At 67.2% G+C, this 19,854-nt stretch carries 18 protein-coding genes, 1 tRNA gene and 1 pseudogene; 9 read left to right on the plus strand and 11 right to left on the minus strand.

The genetic code is table 11. The annotated features are described in order from the left end of the window. The 5 genes and pseudogenes from KAK09_RS03460 to KAK09_RS19195 all read left to right on the plus strand — a co-directional run. Window positions 1-1,491: a SulP family inorganic anion transporter gene (locus KAK09_RS03460; RefSeq protein ID WP_210877463.1), complete on the plus strand. Its 1,491-nt coding sequence runs from the start codon at window positions 1-3 to the stop codon at window positions 1,489-1,491. Between the two features lie 13 nt (window positions 1,492-1,504). Then, the gene (locus tag KAK09_RS03465; RefSeq protein WP_210877464.1) at window positions 1,505-2,359 is read left to right on the plus strand and encodes a universal stress protein; all 855 of its coding nucleotides are present in this window, start codon (window positions 1,505-1,507) and stop codon (window positions 2,357-2,359) included. 62 nt (window positions 2,360-2,421) lie between these two features. After that, window positions 2,422-3,396, plus strand: coding sequence for a quinone oxidoreductase family protein (locus KAK09_RS03470; protein WP_210877465.1), 975 nt, complete (start codon window positions 2,422-2,424; stop codon window positions 3,394-3,396). Window positions 3,397-3,467: 71 nt separating this feature from the next. Beyond that, a tRNA-Ser gene (locus KAK09_RS03475) sits at window positions 3,468-3,557 on the plus strand. A gap of 348 nt (window positions 3,558-3,905) precedes the next feature. Continuing rightward, a pseudogene (locus tag KAK09_RS19195) lies at window positions 3,906-4,001 on the plus strand (protein NO VEIN domain-containing protein); the annotation flags it as partial. 129 nt (window positions 4,002-4,130) lie between these two features. Here KAK09_RS19195 and KAK09_RS03480 read toward each other — a convergent pair. The 9 genes from KAK09_RS03480 to KAK09_RS03520 form a co-directional block, all read right to left on the minus strand. After that, a complete protein-coding gene (locus tag KAK09_RS03480; protein WP_210877466.1) occupies window positions 4,131-5,645 on the minus strand; it encodes a YifB family Mg chelatase-like AAA ATPase in 1,515 nt (504 codons plus the stop codon). Between the two features lie 134 nt (window positions 5,646-5,779). Next, entirely contained in the window at window positions 5,780-7,129 is a 1,350-nt protein-coding gene (locus KAK09_RS03485) for an aminotransferase class III-fold pyridoxal phosphate-dependent enzyme (protein ID WP_210877467.1), read from the minus strand. 158 nt (window positions 7,130-7,287) lie between these two features. Beyond that, window positions 7,288-8,601 (minus strand): M16 family metallopeptidase, encoded by a 1,314-nt coding sequence (locus KAK09_RS03490; protein ID WP_210877468.1) that lies wholly within the window; start codon window positions 8,599-8,601, stop codon window positions 7,288-7,290. Then, on the minus strand, window positions 8,598-9,923 hold the full coding sequence (locus tag KAK09_RS03495; protein ID WP_210877469.1) for a M16 family metallopeptidase: 1,326 nt from the start codon (window positions 9,921-9,923) through the stop codon (window positions 8,598-8,600). Before KAK09_RS03495 ends, KAK09_RS03490 begins: the two co-directional genes overlap by 4 nt. 65 nt (window positions 9,924-9,988) lie before the next feature. After that, window positions 9,989-10,516, minus strand: a complete 528-nt coding sequence (locus tag KAK09_RS03500; protein WP_210877470.1) for a DUF3035 domain-containing protein — start codon at window positions 10,514-10,516, stop codon at window positions 9,989-9,991. Between the two features lie 51 nt (window positions 10,517-10,567). Further along, a complete protein-coding gene (lspA, locus tag KAK09_RS03505; RefSeq protein WP_210877471.1) occupies window positions 10,568-11,038 on the minus strand; it encodes a signal peptidase II in 471 nt (156 codons plus the stop codon). A gap of 10 nt (window positions 11,039-11,048) precedes the next feature. Further along, complete coding sequence (gene purH / locus KAK09_RS03510; RefSeq protein ID WP_210877472.1) at window positions 11,049-12,638, minus strand: bifunctional phosphoribosylaminoimidazolecarboxamide formyltransferase/IMP cyclohydrolase; 1,590 nt, start codon at window positions 12,636-12,638, stop codon at window positions 11,049-11,051. Window positions 12,639-12,670: 32 nt separating this feature from the next. Next, window positions 12,671-14,413, minus strand: a complete 1,743-nt coding sequence (locus tag KAK09_RS03515; RefSeq protein ID WP_210877473.1) for a heparinase II/III family protein — start codon at window positions 14,411-14,413, stop codon at window positions 12,671-12,673. An 86-nt stretch (window positions 14,414-14,499) separates the two neighbouring features. Further along, on the minus strand, window positions 14,500-15,759 hold the full coding sequence (locus KAK09_RS03520; RefSeq protein ID WP_210877474.1) for an RsmB/NOP family class I SAM-dependent RNA methyltransferase: 1,260 nt from the start codon (window positions 15,757-15,759) through the stop codon (window positions 14,500-14,502). A gap of 65 nt (window positions 15,760-15,824) precedes the next feature. On the opposite strand from KAK09_RS03520, the gene KAK09_RS03525 reads away from it, so the two are divergent. Further along, a complete protein-coding gene (locus tag KAK09_RS03525; RefSeq protein WP_210877475.1) occupies window positions 15,825-16,007 on the plus strand; it encodes a DUF1674 domain-containing protein in 183 nt (60 codons plus the stop codon). A 7-nt stretch (window positions 16,008-16,014) separates the two neighbouring features. Here KAK09_RS03525 and KAK09_RS03530 read toward each other — a convergent pair whose 3' ends face one another. Next, entirely contained in the window at window positions 16,015-16,365 is a 351-nt protein-coding gene (locus tag KAK09_RS03530) for a dihydrodipicolinate reductase (RefSeq protein ID WP_210877476.1), read from the minus strand. Window positions 16,366-16,425: 60 nt separating this feature from the next. Next, entirely contained in the window at window positions 16,426-17,244 is an 819-nt protein-coding gene (gene dapB, locus KAK09_RS03535; protein WP_210877654.1) for a 4-hydroxy-tetrahydrodipicolinate reductase, read from the minus strand. A 125-nt stretch (window positions 17,245-17,369) separates the two neighbouring features. Between dapB and KAK09_RS03540 the strand changes: the two genes are divergently transcribed. From KAK09_RS03540 to KAK09_RS03550, 3 genes are read left to right on the plus strand one after another with little or no spacing between them, the layout of a single operon-like run. Then, window positions 17,370-17,789, plus strand: coding sequence for a protein tyrosine phosphatase family protein (locus tag KAK09_RS03540; RefSeq protein WP_210877477.1), 420 nt, complete (start codon window positions 17,370-17,372; stop codon window positions 17,787-17,789). Then, entirely contained in the window at window positions 17,786-18,505 is a 720-nt protein-coding gene (locus tag KAK09_RS03545; protein ID WP_210877478.1) for a 2-dehydro-3-deoxygalactonokinase, read from the plus strand. Before KAK09_RS03540 ends, KAK09_RS03545 begins: the two co-directional genes overlap by 4 nt. Next, on the plus strand, window positions 18,502-19,851 hold the full coding sequence (locus tag KAK09_RS03550; protein WP_210877479.1) for a hypothetical protein: 1,350 nt from the start codon (window positions 18,502-18,504) through the stop codon (window positions 19,849-19,851). Before KAK09_RS03545 ends, KAK09_RS03550 begins: the two co-directional genes overlap by 4 nt. Window positions 19,852-19,854 lie beyond the last annotated feature (3 nt).

The raw sequence follows: 19,854 nt of genomic DNA on the forward strand, positions 1-19,854 counted from the left end.
ATGATTTCTCTCGACGCCTATCGGGCGCAATGGTTCGGCAATGTCAGGGGCGATATCCTCGCCGGCCTGGTGGTGGCGCTGGCGCTCATCCCCGAAGCTATCGCCTTTTCGATCATCGCGGGCGTTGACCCCAAGGTGGGGCTATATGCAAGCTTCTCGATCTCGGTGCTGATCGCCATCACCGGCGGCCGGGCGGGCATGATCTCGGCCTCGACGGCGGCGACGGCGGTGTTGTTCATCACGCTGGTGCGCGATCATGGTCTGGAATATCTGCTGGCCGCGACGGTGCTGGCGGGGCTGATCCAGATCGCGGCGGGGGTGCTGCGGCTGGGATTTGTCATGCGCTATGTGTCGAAATCGGTGATGACCGGCTTTGTCAACGCTCTGGCAATCCTCATCTTTCTGGCGCAATTGCCGGAACTTGATCCGCGCACGGTCACCTGGATGACCTATGCGCTGGTGGCGGGGGGGCTTGCGATCATCTATCTTTTCCCGCTCTTGACCAAGGCGGTGCCCTCGCCGCTGGTGACGATCGTGGTGCTGACGGTGGTGGCCTTTTTCCTTGGCCTTGATGTGCGCACCGTGGGTGACATGGGCGCGCTGCCCGACACGCTGCCGGTGTTTCTGATCCCGCAAATCCCGCTCACCTTCGAGACGCTGACGATCATCCTGCCTTATTCCATGGCCGTGGCCATCGTGGGCCTGCTCGAAAGCCTGATGACCCAGACCATCGTCGATGATCTGACCGACACCAAATCCAACCGCTCTCAGGAAATGGTTGGGCAGGGCATCGCCAATACCGCGACCGGGTTCATCGGTGGCATGGCGGGTTGTGCGATGATCGGTCAGTCGATCATCAACGTGAAATCCGGCGGGCGCGGGCGGCTGTCGTCTTTCTCGGCGGGCGTGTTTCTGCTGGCGATGGTTGTGGGGCTGGGCGATGTCGTGAGCATGATCCCGATGGCGGCGCTGGTGGCGATCATGATCATGGTCGCGGTCGGCACCTTTTCGTGGTCGTCGATCCGCAATCTGCGCGAGCATCCGCGCTCGTCCTCGGTTGTGATGATCGCCACGGTGGTGACGGTGGTCTATACCCACAACCTCGCCATCGGGGTGTTGGTGGGCGTGCTTCTGTCGGGGATCTTCTTTGCCGGCAAGATTGCGCAGCTTTTCAAGGTCACGACCGACATCACCAAAAGCGGCAGCCACCGCACCTATGTGGTCGAGGGGCAGTTGTTCTATGGCTCGGTCGAGGATTTCATGAACGCGTTCAACTTCAAGGAAGCGTTGGAAAAGGTCATCATCGACGTCAGCCGCGCGCATATCTGGGACATCTCGTCGGTGCAGGCGCTGGACATGGTGATCCTCAAGTTCCGCCGCGACGGGGCCGAGGTCGAGATCATCGGGATGAACGAGGCGACAGAAACCATCGTCGACAAGCTTGCCATTCACGACAAGCCCGGCGCAATGAACAAGCTGATGGCGCATTGAGGAGATGAGGACCATGACAGACAAGATCATCGCACTTGTGGACGGCTCGCTCTATTCGGCATCGGTCTGCGAGCACGCCGCCTGGATCGCGCAGCGCACCGGCGCGGCGGTGGAACTGCTGCACGTTCTGGGGCGTCGCGAGGGGACGGAGAAACAGGACCTGTCGGGCGCGATCAGGCTTGGTGCGCGCTCGGCCTTGCTGGAAGAGCTGGCCGAGCTTGACGCACAGCGCGCGCGTCTGGTCGCGCATCGCGGGCGCGCGATCCTCGAAGACGCCCGCGCCATCCTCGACCGCGCTGGCATCAACGAGATCACCACGCGGCTGCGCCATGGCGATCTGGTCGAGAGCGTGACCGAGGTCGAGCAAGATGCCAGCATGATCCTCATCGGCAAGCGCGGCGAGGCGGCGGATTTCGCCAAGGGGCATCTCGGCTCCAATCTGGAGCGTATCGTGCGCGCAAGCACCCGGCCCGTCTTTGTCGCCGCCCGCGCCTTTCGCCCGATCGAAAAAGTGCTGGTGGCCTATGACGGCGGCACCTCGGCCATGAAGGCCGTGGATTTCGTCGCCGGCAATCCGCTGTTCAGCGGTCTCGCGGTGCAGGTGGCCACCGTCGGCACCGCCACGCCCGAGACGCGCAAGGGTCTTGACGAGGCGCGCGCGCGCCTCGAGGCGGCAGGGATCGCGGCCACAACAGAGGTTGTCTCCGGTCAGCCCGAAACCGCGCTCGGCAAGCTGGTGGACGAGGCCGGTTTCGACATGGTGGTGATGGGCGCCTATGGTCACAGCCGCATTCGCAGCCTGATCATCGGCTCGACCACGACCGAGATGATGCGCTCGTGCAAGGTGCCGGTGGTGCTGGTGCGCTGAGGCTTGCCAGGGTCCGACGGCTGGTGTTGACTGCGCCCCGAACAGACAGGAAGGAGCGCGCCATGGCACGCACGGTGGTTATCGAGAAAACGGGCGGACCGGAGGTCTTGCAGGTGGTCGAGCGTGAGGTGGGCGCGCCGGGACCCGGCGAAGTCCGCATTCGCCACGCGGCCTGCGGGCTCAACTTCATCGACGTCTATCAGCGCACCGGCCTCTATCCGCTGACGCTGCCCCATGCCCTCGGGATGGAGGCGGCGGGCGTGATCGAGGCCGTGGGCGACGGCGTGACCCATCTGCGCCCCGGTGACCGCGCCGCCTATGCCGCCATCCCGCCCGGTGCCTATGCTGAGGCGCGCGTCATGCCCGCAGCCCAGGTCTGCCCACTGCCCGAGGGGATTTCCTTCGAAGATGCCGCCTCGATCATGTTGCAGGGTATGACGGTGGAATATCTCTTTCACCGGGTCTGGCCGCTGGAAAAGGGGCAGACCGTGCTTTTCCACGCCGCCGCCGGGGGCGTCGGTCTTCTGGCCTGCCAATGGGCGCGCTCCGAGGGCATCCGCCTCATCGGCACCGCCGGGACTGACGAGAAATGCGCGCTGGCGGTCGAGAATGGTGCCGACATCTGCCTCAACTACCGCTCCGGCGATTTCGTCGAAGAGGTCAAGGCGCTCACCGGCGGCGCGGGCGTCGATGTGGTGATGGACGGGGTGGGCCAGGACACGTTCGAGCGCTCGCTCGATTGCCTGAAGCCGCTGGGCATGATGATCTCCTTCGGCAATGCTTCGGGCCCCGTGCCGCCGGTGAGCCTGCTGACGCTCGCGGCCAAAGGCTCGCTCAAGCTCACCCGCACGACGCTGTTTACCTTCCTCGCCGATCATGCCCGCTGCCAGGCCATGGCGCGGCACCTGTTCGACAAGGTAGAGAGCGGCGTGGTGCGCCCCAATATCGGCCGCCGCTACCCGCTGGAGCAGATCGCCGAGGCGCATCGCGCCCTTGAAGCGCGTGCAACCACCGGCTCGACGGTGATCACGCTCTGAGATGCGGATTCGTGGTGGCAAGGCAAATTGTGCCTTGTGCTCCCGCCATTGCCCCCGCTATACGCATCGGCGGAGACGTGGCCGAGTGGTCGAAGGCGCTCCCCTGCTAAGGGAGTAGGCCCGGAAGGGTCTCGTGGGTTCGAATCCCATCGTCTCCGCCACAAACCATTCGTGAACCTGAGACGAGGCTCCTGTGATGGCCTTTTTTCTTTTTGTTTCAAAGGGGTTTAGCGATGCCATCCGACTTTCGGAGACTGGCGTTTCGGCCGAAATCAGTCTCTGAACGCCTTGCGTCTCTTTCCATCCGCCCTTCATCTAAATCGAGACGGATTCAAAACTGTCCGTCGTTTAGATGCTTGCGGAAAATGTGTTGCGCCGCAGTTGAGGGAGGTTCGACCGCTATCGAAACGGTCAGAGACACCTGAAGGCGGCGTGGTTGTGCGGGGTGGCGCGAATGACCGCAAGAAGTCTCTGATGACAAACAGACTTTCCGCTCATAGCCTGGCGGCATGTCGAATGTGCCCTGGACAGATGAAGAAAACGACCTGATCGTCGCGGATTACTTAGCGATGCTGGCCAAGGACATGGCGGGCCGTTTCTACAACAGTCGAACAACCGCTCGCAGGGTGTGGCGAGCGTGCTGCATGTCAGGCCGAATCATCCGTATGTCTGGCCGATCTTCCACAATATCCTGCCCGAGGCGCGGGCCACCTTGCGCGTTCTGGCGGATTGGTTCAGGTCTCTTTGATCGTCGTGATGCGAAAGCTCACGGCCTCGGCGATATGGGGCAGGCGGACGGCATCCGAGCCATCGAGATCGGCGATCGTGCGCGCCACCCGCAAGACCCGGTGATAGCCGCGCGCGGTCAACCCGAACCTGTCTGCCACGCGGTTGAGCAGCGCGCGGCCCTCCGTATCTGGCGTGGCGATCTCTTCGAGGGTCTCGCCTTCGGCATCGGCATTGAGGCGCATGTCGGGCCGATGCGCGAAACGCGCCTGTTGCAGCGCCCGCGCGCCCGCGACCCGCTCGGCCACCTGGGCCGATCCTTCGCCGCTTGCGGGCAGGTCGAGATCGGTAAAGGCCACTGGCGGCACGTCGAGACGCAGGTCGAACCGGTCCATCAGCGGGCCGGAAATGCGCCCCATATAATCCTCGCCGCAATTTGGCGCGCGCGAACAGGCGCGCGCGGGATCGCTCAGGTGCCCGCATTTGCAGGGGTTCGCGGCAGCGACCAGAAGGAACCGGCAGGGATATTTCACGTGGGCATTGGCGCGTGCGATCATCACCTCGCCGGTCTCGATCGGCTGGCGCAGGGTCTCGAGCACGGGGCGGGGAAATTCGGGAAACTCGTCCATGAAAAGCACGCCGTTATGGGCTAGGCTGATCTCGCCGGGCTTGGCACTGCGCCCGCCGCCGGTGATCGCGGCCATCGAGGCGGTGTGATGCGGTTCTCGGTAAGGGCGCGTGCGGCTGATCCCGCCGTCCGAGATGAGGCCCGCGACCGAGTGGATCATCGAGGTTTCCAGCGCCTCGGCGGGGTTGAGCGGCGGCAGTATCCCCGGCAGGCGCGCGGCGAGCATGGATTTGCCAGAGCCGGGCGGGCCCACCATCATCATGTGGTGCCGCCCCGCGGCGGCGATTTCGAGCGCGCGCTTGGCGCGCTCCTGTCCTTTGACGTCGCGCAGGTCACGCCCCGGCGGTGGCCCGCTCACCTCGCCCGGTAGCGAGGGCGCGATGGGGCATTCGCCGGTGAAGTGGCGCACCACATCGGCGAGCGAGCCCGCCCCGATCACCTGCGCTGCGCCCACCCAGGCGGCCTCTGCGCCCGAGGCGCGCGGGCAGAGCAGGATGCGGTTCTCCTCGGCTGCCGACATGGCGGCGGGCAACGCACCGATGACGGGCACGAGCGTGCCGTCGAGCGACAACTCGCCAAGCGCCGTGGTGCCCTCGACCGCGTCATGGGGCAGGATGTCGAGCGCGGCGAGCAGGGCGAGCGCGATGGGCAGGTCGAAATGGCTGCCTTCCTTGGGCAGGTCGGCGGGCGAGAGGTTCACCGCGATGCGCTTGGAGGGCAGCGAGATGGCCAGCGCCGAGAGCGCCGCGCGCACCCGCTCGCGCGCCTCCGACACGGCCTTGTCGGGCAGGCCCACGAGGGCAAAGCCCGGCACGCCCGCGAGCACGGCGCATTGCACCTCGACCGGGCGCGCCTCGACCCCTTCGAAAGCCACGGTATAGGCGCGTGCGACCATGTTCTCCCCACGCGGAAATTCGTCAGGGTTAACGGGTAGCGCCGCGAGGTTTAAGAATGGTTAACGCGTCACGGGGAAGCCGACATGGAAGCCGTCGGGGCGGCGGGTGCAGGCCCCGCCGCCCCACGCTTGCTTCAGGCCGCCGAAAAGCCCGCGTCGAGTGCGTCGAGGATCACGTCCACCTCCGCCTCGGAAATCACCAGCGGCGGCGACATCAGCACGTTATGCGCCCCAAGCCGCACCATCGCGCCCGCGTCATAGGTGGCGGTGTGGATGCGTTGCATGGTGGCCGCGTCCATCGGCGTCTTGGCCGCGCGGTCGCTGACGATCTCGATCCCGGTCATCAGGCCATGCCCGCCGCGCACATCGCCGATGATGCTGTGCTTTTCGGCCAATCGCCTGACGCCCTCGTAAAGCTGTGTGCCGCGCGCGGCGGCATTGGTCTTGGTATCAAGCCGCAGCGTCTCGGCCAGGCAGGCCACCACCGCTGCCGCGCCCACGGGATGGGCCGAATAGGTATAGCCCGTCCAGATCGCGCCACGCGCGTCCGAGGTCTCGAACACCTCGGCCACCGGGCCCGAGATGAGCACGCCGCCCACCGGGAAATAGCCCGAGGTGATGCCCTTGGCGATGGTCATCAGGTCGGGCCTGACCCCCCAATGCCGCGCCCCGGTCCAGTCGCCGGTGCGCCCGAAGCCGCAGATCACCTCGTCGGAAATGAGCAGGATGCCGTAGCGGTCGCAGATCGCGCGCATGTGGCCCATGAAGGACGCATCCGGCACGATCACGCCGCCTGCGCCGAGGATCGGCTCCATGATGAAGGCCGCGATGGTCGAGGGGTCCTGAAACTCGATCTCGTCCACCATGGCGGCGGCGATCTTCTCGGCAAGGCGCGCCGGGTCGCTTTCGTCAAAGGGGTTGCGATAGGCATAGGGCGCGGGGATGTGGAAACAGCCGGGCAGAAGCGGCTCATAGCCGATGCGGAAGCGGTTGTTGCCGTTCACGCTCGCGCCGCCCCAGTGGGTGCCGTGATAGCCCTTCTTGAGGCTGAGGAACTTGGTGCGCGTGGGTTCGCCGCGCAGGCGGTGGTATTGGCGGGCAAGGCGCAGCGCGGTATCGACGCTGTCCGACCCGCCCGAGGTGAAGAATACCCGCTCCATCCCGTCCTCGGCAAAGAATTCGCGCACCGCGTAGGAGGCCTCGATGGCGGCCGGGTTGGTGGTGCCCGCAAAGCCCGAGTAATAGGGCAATTGCCAAAGCTGATCGGAAATCGCCTGTTTCACCGCGTCATTGGAATAACCGAGATTGACGCACCAAAGCCCGCCCACGGCATCCACGACCGAATGGCCGTCGATGTCGTGCAGGCGCACGCCTTCGGCGGTCTTGATGATTCGCGGCGCGTTGCGCTGCGCCTCGCCGGGATGGCCCATCGGCTGCCAGAGGTGGCGGGCGTTCATCTCGCGCAGGAAATTGTCGTCTTTCATTGTGGTGCTCCGGGAGGGGGTAGGATTTGATCAAATTCTGCCACCGCGCACGGGAACTGTCCAGAGGGCGTGTGGACAGATGCGCGGCTGCGTGGCACGCTGTCCGCCCAAACAAGCGCCGATGCGCGAGAGGATCGGCGAAGACGCCCCCCCCCCGTTCAGTTCACCGTGCTTTCCAGCCCCTCGGGTTGCCCCACAACCACGAAGGTCAGCGCCTCAGGGTCAAGCCACTCGCGCGCCACGCGGTTGATCTCGTCGAGGGTGACCGCGTTCACCATGTCGTTGCGGTTGACGATGTAATCGGTGGGCAGCCCGTCCATCTGCATCCCCACGGCGATCGAGGCAATGGTGCCGTTGCCATCGAATCGCAGCGGATAGGCCCCGGTCAGATAGGTCTTGGCGTTCTCCAACTCCTCCGCCGTCACGCCCTCGTCGCGCAGCCGCGTCCATTCGGCGCGGATCACGGCGATGGCCTCGGCCACGCGGTCATTGGCCGAGGCGACCGAGCCGGTCCAGACCTCCGCCGCGTCGCGGTCGGCGATGTAGGAATAGACGCCATAGGTCAGCCCGCGCTTCTCGCGCACCTCGGTCATCAGCCGGCTTTCAAACCCGCCGCCGCCAAGAATATGGTTGAGGATGAAGGCCGCGAAGAAATCCGGGTGATGCCGGTCGATGCCCGGTTGCACAAACAGCGCGACGGATTGCGGCGTGGCGAAATCCACCAGCTTGACACCGCCGGGCAGGGTCAGTTCCGCACGCGGCGGCAGCGGCGCGCCGGTCTCGGGCAGGTCGCCGAGCAGGTGATCGAGCAGCGCGCCAAGCTCGTCGGCGGTGATGTCGCCGACGGCGCTGATATAGACCCGGTCGCGGGCAAGCGCGCCCTTGTGCGCCTCAAGAATATCGTCACGCGTGAGTGCGGCGACGCTCTCGGGCGTGCCCTCGCGCTTGGAGCCGTAGGGGTGGGTGCCATAAATGAGCCGCGCCGCCTCGCGGCTGGCGATGTCGCGCGGGTTGGTCTCGGCTGCACGCAGCCCCGCCAGAACCTGCGCGCGCACCCGCTCGATGGCGTCATCGTCAAAGCGTGGCGCGATCAGGCTGTCGCGCAGAAGGTCCACAGAAGGCTCGCGGCTCTCGGTCAGGAACCGTGCCGAGATGCTCACCGCGTCGTCGCTTGCGCTATAGCCGAAGCGCGCGGCCAGTTCTTCGGTCGCCTGCGTGAAGGCACGCGCGTCGCGCTCTCCCGCACCTTCCTCCAGAAGGCCCACCATCAGGTTGGTCGCCCCGCGCGCGCCCGTCGCATCAAGCGAGGTGCCACCGCGAAAGCGCAACTCCAGCGCCACGAAGGGGATCGAATGATCCTCGACCAGCCAGGCGTTGAGGCCTCCCGGCGTGGTGATCTCGGCCACCTCGACACCCGCGCGCGCGGGCAGGGCTGCGGCCAGCAGGACGAGCGTCAGAACGAAACGGATCATTGCGTCACCTCCGGGGCCATCAGCCAGCCCGTCACCGATTGCCGTCGGTCAAGCACGTCACGCGCGGCGGTCATGATATCCTCGGCACCGACCGCCTGCAGGATGTCGGGCCAGGCCTGCACATCCGCCACGGTCAACCCCTGTGTCAGCGCCGCGCCATAGCGCCGTGCCAGCGACGAGGCATCGTCCCGGTCATAGATTTCCTGCGCGCGCAGCTGGCTCTTGATCCTCTCCAGATGCGCGGCATCCGGGCCGGTTTCCAGAAAGCCGGTCAGGACATCGTCCATCGCCGCCTCGGCCTCGGCCAGCGTCACGCCGGGGGCGGGCACAACCACAAGATCGAAGGTGGTGCTGTCAAGCGACATCCCTGAATACCAGGCCCCCACCTGCACCGCGATCTGGCTCTCGAATTGCAATTTCTGGGTCAGCACGGCGGTCTGTCCGCCGCCCAGAAGCTGCGCCAGAAGGGTCAGCGCCGCCGCGCGCTCCTGCGCGCCGCTGTCGCGTTCGGGGGCAAGGTAGGAGCGGCTGACATAGGGTTGCGACACGCGCGGATCACGGAAAGTCATGCGCCGCTCGGCCAGTTGCGGCGGCTCTTGCGGGCGGGCGCGCGGGGGCAGGTCGGGATTGGCCGGGATCACGCCGTAATGCTTTTCGGCCAGCGCGCGCACCTCGCCCGGGTCGGCATCGCCCGCGACCACGAGAATGGCGTTGTTGGGCGCGTAATACCGGGTGTAATAGGCAAGCGCATCGTCAAGCCCGAGCGCCTCCATCTCGTGCCGCCAGCCGATGATCGGCACGCCGTAGCGGTGATTGAGATATTGCAGCGCGCTTTTCTGCTCGCGGTAGAGCGCCGAGGGGCTGTTCTCGACCCGCTGATTGCGCTCTTCGATGATGACATCGCGCTCGGTCAGGATGTCGGCCTCGTCTAGCCGAAGGTTCACCATCCGGTCCGCCTCCATCCCCATCACCAGATCGAGTCTATCGGCGGCGATGCGCTGGAAATAGGCGGTGTAGTCGTAGCTGGTGAACGCATTGTCCGAGCCGCCGTTGCGCGCCACCGTGGCCGAAAACTCGCCCGGTGCCAGCGTGTCGGTACCCTTGAACAGAAGGTGTTCCAGAAAATGTGCCACGCCCGAGACGCCCGGTTCCTCATCCGCCGATCCGGCGCGATACCAGACCATATGCGTCACCACCGGGGCGCGCCGGTCCTCGATCACCACCACCTCCATGCCGTTTTCCAGCGTGAAATGCGTCACCTGCTGGGCCATGGCTGCAAGCGGAGCGAGACTCACAAGGCAGGCGGCAAGAAGTCGGCGCATGGCGGCACTCCGGTCTGGGGACGTTGAGTTAAAGATACGTCTGGTCGGCCGGGTTTCAAGCCGCGTCAGGGCGCGGGCGGGCTTGCCGGCGTGCGCACACCGCGATTGCGCAGGCGAAGTTCCTCGGCATGGGCGTCAAGCCATTGCCGTTCATAGGCCTGAACGTAATCGTCGCCGGGCAGGATGCGGAAAATGTTGACCTGCCCATAGCTGCGGCGAACATCGATATCCTCGGCGGCAAGCGTCTGGCGGATCGCTGGGTCGCGACCATAGCGGGTGGCATGGGCCAGAAGCCCGGCATCGGCCGCCGAAGGTGCCTCGGCCTGCGTCACCGCCATATTGCCGCCAAGCGCGGCAACGCCGTCGGCCAAGGGGTTCTGGTCGGTGCGGTTCGGCGCGCCGGGGGTTGGCGCGGGCAGCGCGGCCATGTCCGAGGGCATTTCCAGCGGTTTGCTCGGGATGATCGAGAACTCGTCCGGCCCGTTGCCGGTATGGCGGATCTTGGCCAGCGACACTTCGCGGTCACGCCCGCCGCAGCCCGCCACGATTGCGGCGGCCATGAGCATCAGAACGGTCTTGCGCGGCATCCACATCGCCACTCTCCTGCACGTTTCACGACCATGTATCGCATCCCCGCGCCGAGGTCACGAGGGCTTTTTCTCCGAAGGCAGCAGAACAATGCCGAATGCGCCCGCAAAGACCGCGATATCGGCGACGTTGAACGCATAGGGGTTATCGATCCCGCAGCACGACATGTTGAGGAAATCCGCGACAGCCCCGTAAATCAGCCGGTCCACGACATTGCCAAGCGCGCCCCCTACCAGCAGCCCCGCCGCGATCCGGTGCCACCGCCCCGCGCCCTCATGAGCGATCCACCAGAGAACGGCACCGGAAATCAGCAGCGCCACGGCGATGAGCCCCCAGCGGGTTAACGGGTTGTCACCCGCCATCAGCCCGAAATTGATCCCGTAATTCCACGCCATCCGCAGGTTGAGATAGGGTGGCAAGACATCGATGCGCCCCAGCATCCGCAGATCGAGCATATGGACCACGAGATATTTCGTCGCTTGATCGAGCAGAAAGACCCAGAACGCCGTCCAGAAGACCAGCCGCATCCGCCCCGCCTCAGTGCCGGAAATGGCGCATGCCGGTCAGCACCATCGCCAGCCCTGCCTCATCCGCCGCCGCGATCACCTCGTCGTCGCGCATCGAGCCGCCGGGCTGAATGACGGCGGTGGCGCCTGCCTCGGCCGCGGTCAGGAGGCCATCGGCAAAGGGAAAGAACGCATCCGACGCCACGACGCTGCCTTGGGTCAGCGGTGCGGCAAGCCCGAGAGTTTCGGCCATGTCCACCGCCTTGCGCGCGGCGATGCGGCAGCTATCGACCCGACTCATCTGGCCTGCGCCCACGCCCACGGTGGCGGCGTCCTTCACATAGACGATGGCGTTGGATTTGACGTGTTTCGCCACCTTCCATGCAAACAGAAGATCGGCCAGTTCGCGCGGGTCGGGCGCACGTTTGGTCACGACCTTGAGATCGGCGGCGCTGATATGGCCGTTATCCTTGTCCTGCACCAGAAACCCGCCTGAGACCTGTTTGAACATCCGCCCCGCCGTGGCGGGATCGGCCAGCCCCTCGGTCAGCAGAAGGCGCAGGTTCTTTTTCTTGGCAAAAATACTCATTGCGCCGGCATCCGCGCCGGGGGCGATCACCACTTCGGTGAAAATCTCGGCAATCTCCTCGGCGGTCGCGACATCGAGCGGCTGGTTGAGCGCGATGATGCCGCCAAAGGCCGAGGTGCGGTCACAGTCGAACGCGTGTTTATAGGCCGCAAGCAGCGTCGCGCCGCGCGCCACGCCGCAGGGGTTGGCGTGTTTGATGATGGCGCAGGCGGGGCCATCGGCGGGGGCGAATTCGCTGACCAGCTCAAACGCCGCATCGGTGTCGTTGATGTTGTTGTAGCTCAGCTCCTTGCCCTGCACCTGCCGGGCCGTCGCCACGCCGGGCCGGTCAGAGCCGTCCACATAGAAGGCCGCCGCCTGATGCGGGTTCTCGCCATAGCGCAGGGTTTGCGCCAGCGTGCCGGCAAAGGCGCGGCGGCGCGGCGCGGCATCGCCAATGGCCCCGGCGAGCCATGTGCTGACCGCCGCATCATAGGCGGCGGTGCGGGCATAGGCGCGTTGTGCCAGCTTGCGGCGGAAGTTCGGACAGGTGCCGCCGCCGTGCTGATCCATGTCCCCAAGCACTTTTTCGTAATCCTCGACATCCACCACCACGGTCACATGAGCATGGTTCTTTGCCGCGGCGCGGATCATCGCCGGGCCGCCGATGTCGATATTCTCGACGCAGTCGTCATAGTCTCCGCCGCGCGCCACGGTTTCCTCGAACGGGTAGAGGTTCACCACCAGAAGGTCGATCGGGCCGATCCCGTGCGCCTGCATTGCCGCCTGATGCTCGGGATTGTCGCGCAGCGCCAGAAGGCCGCCATGCACCATCGGGTGCAGGGTTTTCACGCGCCCGTCCATCATCTCGGGAAAACCCGTGACATCGGCCACGTCGCGCACAGTCAGCCCCGCCTCGCGCAACGCCTTGGCCGTGCCGCCGGTGGACAGAAGCTCCACCCCCCGGTCGGCCAGCGCGCGGCCCAGATCAATCAGGCCGGTCTTGTCGGAAACGGAAATGAGGGCGCGGGTGATGGGCGCGAGATCGGTCATCGGGATGTGGTCCTGTGCTGTGGCGTCGAAAATCAGTCCTCGGTCTCCGGTTCGGGCGCCTCCCCGGTGACATCGCGGATGCCGACCGGGGTTTCCTGCGCCTTGGCCAGGGACCAGCGAATGCGGGTCGCATAGCCCGTCGCGCGGCCAGACAGAACGATCTGTCTTGTCGCACGCGGCTTGAGGCGCGTTTTTTCAAGATAGACGCTCGGGTGCAAGGCCAAAGCAGACCCGCCATCGGCGCGGAAGATCCAGATCTCGCCGCTGCGCAGCAAAAGCGACACCGCCGTGCCCCCCATGTCGAGCGAGGCCTCTACATCGGGGTGCAGGTGAAACCGGATGTCGAATGGCACGCCATGCAGCCGCGTGGCATCGAGCGCGCGGTCGAATCGGCCCTTGTCGGCCTCGTCCAGCGACAGAAGCATGTCCTCGCCCACCAGGGCGCGCCCGTCCGCCGACAGATCCAGCCTGCGCGCATGGGTCAGGCCATGGCCGCGCAGATAGCCGTCATGCGCCCCCTCGAAGCCCAGCCCGTCGGGGGCCTGCACGATCTGCGCGGGCACGTCGCGCGGCGCCTCTGCCAGCCGGTCTGGGTGGCGCTTGTCGCTGCTCAGCCGCGCGCTCGATCCGTTTGCCAGCACCAGCGTCGAATGCGATGGCGTGGCGCGTCCCGCGCGGCGCCAGTCGGTACCGAAACTCGTGCCAGAGCCGCAGTTCACGATCACCGGCCGCCGCCCCGATGTGAGTTCAAACGCGAGTGTCGAGGCATGTGCGCCGATTGAGGCCGCGCCCGAGGGCGGCGCGACGGCGTCCACGATCACGCTCGTTCGGCCGCGCGCCAGTCGCGCATAGCCCATGGCCAGCCCTGTGCCCGCCCGCGCCTTGACCCCGCTTGCTGCCAGCGCCCCGTCAAGCCGCCCGTCCAGGCCGCGTCCGCCGCCATGAAACCGAGCCAGCCCGCCATCGGCATGGCGCAGCGCCCGCAGGCAGGGTGCGATCCGCTCCACTGCGCGCCAATGCGCCTCGTCGGGGCTTTGCCCTGCCTCGCTCAGGCCAAGCGCGGCCCAGGTCAGCAGGGTGAACACCTCCAGCAGTTCCTCGGGGTTGCGCGAGGGGATGCCGCCGCCCGCGTCGATGCCGTGCGCGCATTCCCGCGCCAGCGCCGTGCGCGCCTCGTCCGTTAGGTGCTCCATGCCCTCCAGCGACACGCCGGCATAGACCAGCCCGGTCAGCGCCTCGAACCGCTTGAGCCCCGGTGCCGCCGCGCGCCAGCGCCAGGCAAGGAATCGCGCCTGCTGCGCCAGCGAGCGAAAGAACGCTTCCGACGCCTCGGGCGTCTGCCCCCGCAGCAGGAAAATCGCATGGCTGATCCAGCGGATAAGTCGTCGTCCAGCCAGATCGGGTGTCCATCCCGGTCCGTCTCCGCGCCCGTAGCGCGCGATCCACGCCCAGAGCCAGGCCTGCGCCTTGGCGCGTGCCGCCGCGTCCCCTGCCGCCGCCAGATCGTCGAGCCAGCCAAAACCTTGCAATTCCTCGGCGAAGGCCGCATCGGGCGCGGGAACATCCCAGAGTATCACGCCGGGGGCCTCGACCAGATGACCGCCGAAAACCAGATTGCCTGCGCAAAGTTGCCGGCCCCGCGCCAGATAGCCGATGCTGCGCGGCTCGGGCTGCGAGACAAAGGCCGTCGCCGGACGGCTCAGCGCCGCGCGCCGCGCGGCCAGCCGGTTTCTCAGACGCGCCCAGCGCGCGGACAGGGATTGCGGTTGCGACATGTGCCTCTGCACGCTTCTTGCGGCGCTCGTGGCGGACTATACGGGCCCTGCGCGCCCGAGTCACCGCCAGATTGCGCCGGGCGCGTCTATCCGCGCCGCAGGCACGCCATATAGAATCCGTCCATGCCGCCCTTCTCGGGCCAGTAATCGGGCCGCAGCCGCAGCCCGCCCTCCTCGGTGATCCACGCGGGGTCCACCCCGGGCAATGCCAGCGCGTCGCGGTCCACCACAAGGCCCTCATGCCGCGCCAGCGCCGCCTCCACCTGACATTCCCCCTCATCAGGCAAAAGCGAGCAGGTGCAGAACACCACCCGCCCACCGGGGCGCAGAAGCGATATGGCGTGATCGAGCATCATTGCCTGCATGTCGATCAGTGCGCCGATCTCGGCCCCGTCCTTGGCGTAGGGCAAATCCGGGTGCCGCCTGATCGTGCCCGTGGCCGAACAGGGCGCATCGAGCAGCACCGCGTCATAGTCTCCGGTCTGCGCCAGCGCGTCGCCGACCACGCAGTCCGCCGCAAGCCCCGTGCGCGCAAGGTTCTCGGCCACCCGCGCCATGCGCCGCTCGGAAAGGTCCACCGCCACCACCCGCGCACCGCCTGCCGCCAGTTGCAGCGTCTTGCCGCCCGGTGCCGCGCACATGTCAAGCACCACCTCGCCCGGTTTCGGGGCCAACACCCGCACAGGCAGGGCGGCAGCGGCGTCCTGCACCCACCACGCCCCTTCGGCATAGCCCGGCAGGGCCGAGATCTGCCCCGGATCGCTCAGCCGCACCGATCCGGTCGGCAGGACCTCGCCGCCCAACCGCGCCGCCCAGTCTTCGGCCCCGTCCCTCACCGTCAGATCGAGCGGCGCGCCCGCGAGATGCGCGCGCTCCATCGCGGCCACCGCGCCCTTGCCCCAGGCCGCCACCAGCGGGTCGCGCAGCCACTCGGGCAGGCGTGGCACGCGCAGATCGTTCCACGCGCGCGGGGCCTCTTCCGCCAACTTGCGCAGCACCGCGTTGATCAGACCCTTGAGCTTGGCGTGGCGCGGGCTTGCGCCCACGATCCCGACAGCTTCGCTGACCACCCCATGCGCCTCGCCGCCTTGCGCCAGTTCCACCACTGCGATCCGCAGCACGTTGCGCACGGGCAGGGGGGGCGCCTTGCGCAGATGCCGCGCGAGCAGACGGTCGGCGCGCTCAAGACCGCGCAGCGCCCCGATCGCCAGACGCTGCGCGCGCGCGCGATCCTGGGGCGGCAGCCGGTCTAGCGTTCCGATGCTCTCGGACAAAAGCCGCCCCTCGCCCAGCACCTGATCGAGCAGGCGCGCGGCGGCGACGCGGGCGGGGCTTGGATGGGTCATGGGCTTTTCCTTGGCCTTCGGACAGGCGCGCGATATATCAATGCCAAACCCCCGAGGAAAGCGCCATGACCGACGACACGCCCCGCGATCTTCCCCCTGCTGCCCAACGCGCCCTTGCCGAGGCCGAAGAGCGCCGCCGCAAGGCCGCAGCGCTTGACCTGCCCAGGGAGTTGGGCGGCCGCCGCGAGGGGCTGGAGCCGGTGCGCTATGGCGATTGGGAGAAAAAGGGTATCGCCGTCGATTTCTAGGGCGCAATCAGCGCAGGTAGAGATCGGCGAACTGCCCCGTGCCCTGATCCGAGATGAACCGTATGGTGTCGCCATTCAGGCGCACCGCCTGACAGTTGGGGCCAAGGTCCATCTCTCCCCAATAGAGGCTGCGGCAGAAATAATCCCCGTCCCACCGCCACGCGCCGCGCACGTCGCGGCCAAAGGCGCGGCCCCGGATATGACCGTCCGGCGTCACCTTGAGGCGGATGCCGAAGCGGGTGAGGTCGCGGCCAGAGATGAGCGAGACAAAGCCATCACGCTCGGTCACGGGCGCGAAATCGGCGCGCGCAGGCAGCGCCAGCCCGAAAAGGAGAATGAGAGCAATTGCGTATCGCATGGCAAACCGTTCGAGAGAAAACGTGTCACCATTTGATTACGCAGGCCGGGCCCGCCCGGATCACTCCGCCCTGAGCCCGAGCACGTCGATCATGTCATATTCACCGGGGTTCTTTCCCTGACCCCAGAGCGCCGCGCGCAGCGCGCCACGGGCGAAAATCGCCCGGTCGGTGGCGATATGGCGCAGCACCACACGCTCGCCCGCGCCGGCAAAGATCACGTCATGCTCGCCCACCACATCGCCGCCGCGAATGGCGGCAAAGCCGATATGGCCGCGCTCGCGCCGCCCCGTGATCCCGTCGCGGCCCCGGTCGGCCACCGTCTCGAGCACCACGTTGCGCCCCTCTGCCGCCGCCTCGCCCAGCATCAGCGCGGTGCCCGAGGGCGCATCGACCTTCTGGTTGTGATGGGCCTCGACGATCTCGATGTCGAAACTCTCGTCCAGCGCGGCGGCCACGCGCTTCGTCAGTTGCACCAGCAGGTTCACGCCAAGGCTCATGTTGCCCGCCCGCACGATCACCGCATGGCGCGCCGCCGCCGCCAGCCGTTTCAGGTGGGCGTCCTCGAACCCGGTCGTGCCGATCACATGCACCACCCGCGCCTGCGCCGTGATCGTCGCCAGATCGACGCTCGCGGCGGGGGCGGTAAAGTCGATCACCGCATGGGCGGTAGCCACCACCTCAAGCGGGTCGTCGCTTACCACTACGCCCAGATCCGCCCCGCCCATGGCACGGCCCAGATCCTGCCCGATCCAGGGATGTCCGGGCCGTTCCAGCGCGCCTGTAAGCCGCGCCTGCGCGCTTTCGCCCACCACGCGCACCAGCATCTGCCCCATGCGCCCCGACACGCCGTTGATCACGATACCCGGCAGATCGCCCATATCCCGCGCTCCCTTGTTCATTCGCCGTCTGCTTAGCCCGCGCCCGCGCCCCCGGCAAGGCGGCGGCATTGATCTTGGCCGCGATTCGCGCGCATATCGGCGCCAGCCCAGCCAAGGAGAGCGTCATGGACCTGCGCAAGATCACCGAGGATTTTTCCGTCTCCCCCCAGATCGAGGTCGCGGACGTGCCCGACATCGCAGAAGCCGGCTATCGCGCGATCCTGTGCAACCGCCCCGATGGCGAGGAAATGGGCCAGCCCGTCTATGAAGCCGTGGCCGAGGCCGCCCGCGCCGCAGGGCTCCAGGTGCAGTTCCTGCCGATCATCTCGGGGCAGATGACGCGCACCGATGCCGAGGCGTTCAGCACAGCGCTCGACACCCTGCCCAAGCCCATCCTCGCCTATTGCCGCACCGGCACGCGCTGCACCGTGATGTGGAGCATGACGCAAATCGACACGCTCGGGGCCGAGGAAATCCTGCGCCGCGCCTCGGATGCGGGTTATGACATGTCGGGCCTCGTGGCGCAGTTGCAATCCGGGCGATGAGTCGCTGGCGGCTTTGTGGCCATGACGGGCGTGGGGGCCGTGCCTTTGCGCTCGACGGCGTGCGCGTGCTGGCCGAGGCGGGCGGGGTCAGCGCGGACGAAGCGATCGCATCGCTTGATCGGGCGACCGGCCCGGTGCTGCGCGTGGGCGAAGGCGTGGCCGCGCGCCTGCCCGCCCGCCTCTTGCCCGAAAGCGGCCCGACCCTGCCGGGCCTTGAGCAGGTATCGCCGCCCGATGTGCTCGACGGCTGGACGCGGCTTTTGCTCATCGGCCTGACCGAGGCCGCGCCGAACTGGGACGGGGTCGCCTGCGTGCTGACCCCGACGCTGGCCCATTGGGTGCATCTGAGCGCGCGCGAGGCGGTCAGTTGCCTCAGCTTCCTAACCCCTCGCCTCGTCATGGCGCTGGGCGGCGCGAAAGAGGTTGACCCGGCGGCCCTTGCCGACAGCATCAGCCGCCCCGAGCGCCTTGCCGCGCATCTGCGCGTGGCCGAGGTGACGGGCCGGCCCGCGGTGCTGACCGGCCATCTGCTCGGGGCAGAGCTCGCGGCTGCGCGGCCCTACTGGCTGGGCCAGAGCCTTGCCCTCGTCGCCCCCGACGGGACCGCCTCGGGGCGGGCGGCGGCACTCGCGGCGCAGGGTGTGCCGGTAACATGCCACGACCCTGACATGCTTTTGCCGTCGGCTTTCGCGGCCCTTGCCGGGCGCGGCGCATGAGGCGGACAGGGGCGGCGGCGGCGCTTTGGCTCGCGCTGACGGGACAGGCGCAGGCGCATGCCTCCGAACAGGGCTTTGTGCTGCTCCTGCCCACCGGCATCTATATCGCAGCGGGCGGAGCGGTGGTGGTACTCACGGTGGTCCTGCTCGCGCTGCTGCCGGGACGGGCGGCGTTGGCGCCGCTTCGGCCTGTGGCGCTCTGGCGGCGGGCCAGAGGCGGGCCGACCCTCAGCCTGCTGTCGGCGGCACTGCTGCTCTGGGCGGTGTGGCAGGGCTGGACCGGATCGCGCGATCCGCTGGGCAATCCGCTTTCGCTCGGGGTCTGGGTGGTATTCTGGATGGGACTGGTGGCGGTTCAGGGGCTGATCGGCGATATCTGGTCCCGCATCAACCCGTGGACGGGGCTGGCCGGCCTCTTCAGGCGCCGTGCGCCGCTTTTGCGCTATCCGCGCCGCTGGGGGCACTGGCCTGCCGCGTTGGGGTTTCTCGCCTTTGCAGGCTTTCTGCTGGCCGATCCCGCCCCAGCCGATCCGGCGCGGCTGGCGGTGGTGACGGGCGGCTACTGGATGCTGACACTGGTGGCGGTGGTGCTTTTCGGCCCGCGCTGGCTTGTGCGCGGCGAGGCGCTGGGCGTATTCTTGCGCGCCTACGGGCGGATGGGGATTTTCGGGCGGCGGGGAGCGCGGCGGGCGCTGGGTTTGCCGGGTTGGCAGATACTTCGCAGCCCCCGCCCATCGCTGGGGCTGGCGGTCATGATGCTGCTTCTACTGGGCAGCGGCAGTTTCGACGGGCTCAACGAGACCTTCTGGTGGCTGGGACTCATCGGCACCAATCCGCTGGAATTTCCGGGGCGCTCGGCGGTGGTGGCGGTGAATGTCGCGGGTCTCGGCATCGCCAATGCCGCGCTGATCGCCATCCTTGCCGCCGCGCTTGCCCTCGGCGCGCATCTGGCCGGCGAGCCGGCACGAACGGCCCACCTCATCCGCCTCTACGCACCGACACTGTTGCCGATCGCGCTGGCCTATCACATCGCGCATTACCTGACGGCGCTGCTGCTCGACGGCCAGTATGTGCTGGCCGGGATCGTCGAGGCGCTGCATTTGGGCGATTACCACGTCACCGCCGGATTTCTGAGCCATCCCGGCCCGGTGCGCCTGATCTGGCTCACGCAGGCGGGCACCGTCGTGGCAGGCCATGTCATCGCGCTGATGCTGGCGCATGCGGTGGCGCTGCGCGCGGGCCAGTCGGTGCGCCGCGCCGTCCTGGGACAGGCCCCCTTGGCCCTCTTCATGGTTGCCTACACCGTCTTCGGCCTGTGGCTTCTCGCCACGCCACGCGGTATCTGAGGG

Origin of the sequence: Roseovarius autotrophicus, assembly GCF_018069895.1 — a bacterium.
In the GTDB taxonomy this organism is placed as follows: domain Bacteria; phylum Pseudomonadota; class Alphaproteobacteria; order Rhodobacterales; family Rhodobacteraceae; genus Roseovarius; species Roseovarius autotrophicus.

Bases quoted from the DNA above. Each gene is read 5' to 3' on its own strand.
- KAK09_RS03520 (WP_210877474.1), bottom strand. From the start codon at position 15,759: ATGACCCATCCAAGCCCCGCCCGCGTCGCCGCCGCGCGCCTGCTCGAT.
- KAK09_RS03465 (WP_210877464.1), top strand. From the start codon at position 1,505: ATGACAGACAAGATCATCGCACTTGTGGACGGCTCGCTCTATTCGGCA.
- KAK09_RS03485 (WP_210877467.1), bottom strand. From the start codon at position 7,129: ATGAAAGACGACAATTTCCTGCGCGAGATGAACGCCCGCCACCTCTGG.
- KAK09_RS03545 (WP_210877478.1), top strand. From the start codon at position 17,786: ATGAGTCGCTGGCGGCTTTGTGGCCATGACGGGCGTGGGGGCCGTGCC.
- KAK09_RS03530 (WP_210877476.1), bottom strand. From the start codon at position 16,365: ATGCGATACGCAATTGCTCTCATTCTCCTTTTCGGGCTGGCGCTGCCT.
- purH (WP_210877472.1), bottom strand. From the start codon at position 12,638: ATGACCGATCTCGCGCCCATCACCCGCGCCCTCATTTCCGTTTCCGAC.
- KAK09_RS03540 (WP_210877477.1), top strand. From the start codon at position 17,370: ATGGACCTGCGCAAGATCACCGAGGATTTTTCCGTCTCCCCCCAGATC.
- KAK09_RS03460 (WP_210877463.1), top strand. From the start codon at position 1: ATGATTTCTCTCGACGCCTATCGGGCGCAATGGTTCGGCAATGTCAGG.
- lspA (WP_210877471.1), bottom strand. From the start codon at position 11,038: ATGCGGCTGGTCTTCTGGACGGCGTTCTGGGTCTTTCTGCTCGATCAA.
- KAK09_RS03515 (WP_210877473.1), bottom strand. From the start codon at position 14,413: ATGTCGCAACCGCAATCCCTGTCCGCGCGCTGGGCGCGTCTGAGAAAC.
- KAK09_RS03550 (WP_210877479.1), top strand. From the start codon at position 18,502: ATGAGGCGGACAGGGGCGGCGGCGGCGCTTTGGCTCGCGCTGACGGGA.
- KAK09_RS03495 (WP_210877469.1), bottom strand. From the start codon at position 9,923: ATGCGCCGACTTCTTGCCGCCTGCCTTGTGAGTCTCGCTCCGCTTGCA.
- KAK09_RS03480 (WP_210877466.1), bottom strand. From the start codon at position 5,645: ATGGTCGCACGCGCCTATACCGTGGCTTTCGAAGGGGTCGAGGCGCGC.
- KAK09_RS03490 (WP_210877468.1), bottom strand. From the start codon at position 8,601: ATGATCCGTTTCGTTCTGACGCTCGTCCTGCTGGCCGCAGCCCTGCCC.
- dapB (WP_210877654.1), bottom strand. From the start codon at position 17,244: ATGGGCGATCTGCCGGGTATCGTGATCAACGGCGTGTCGGGGCGCATG.
- KAK09_RS03500 (WP_210877470.1), bottom strand. From the start codon at position 10,516: ATGTGGATGCCGCGCAAGACCGTTCTGATGCTCATGGCCGCCGCAATC.
- KAK09_RS03525 (WP_210877475.1), top strand. From the start codon at position 15,825: ATGACCGACGACACGCCCCGCGATCTTCCCCCTGCTGCCCAACGCGCC.
- KAK09_RS03470 (WP_210877465.1), top strand. From the start codon at position 2,422: ATGGCACGCACGGTGGTTATCGAGAAAACGGGCGGACCGGAGGTCTTG.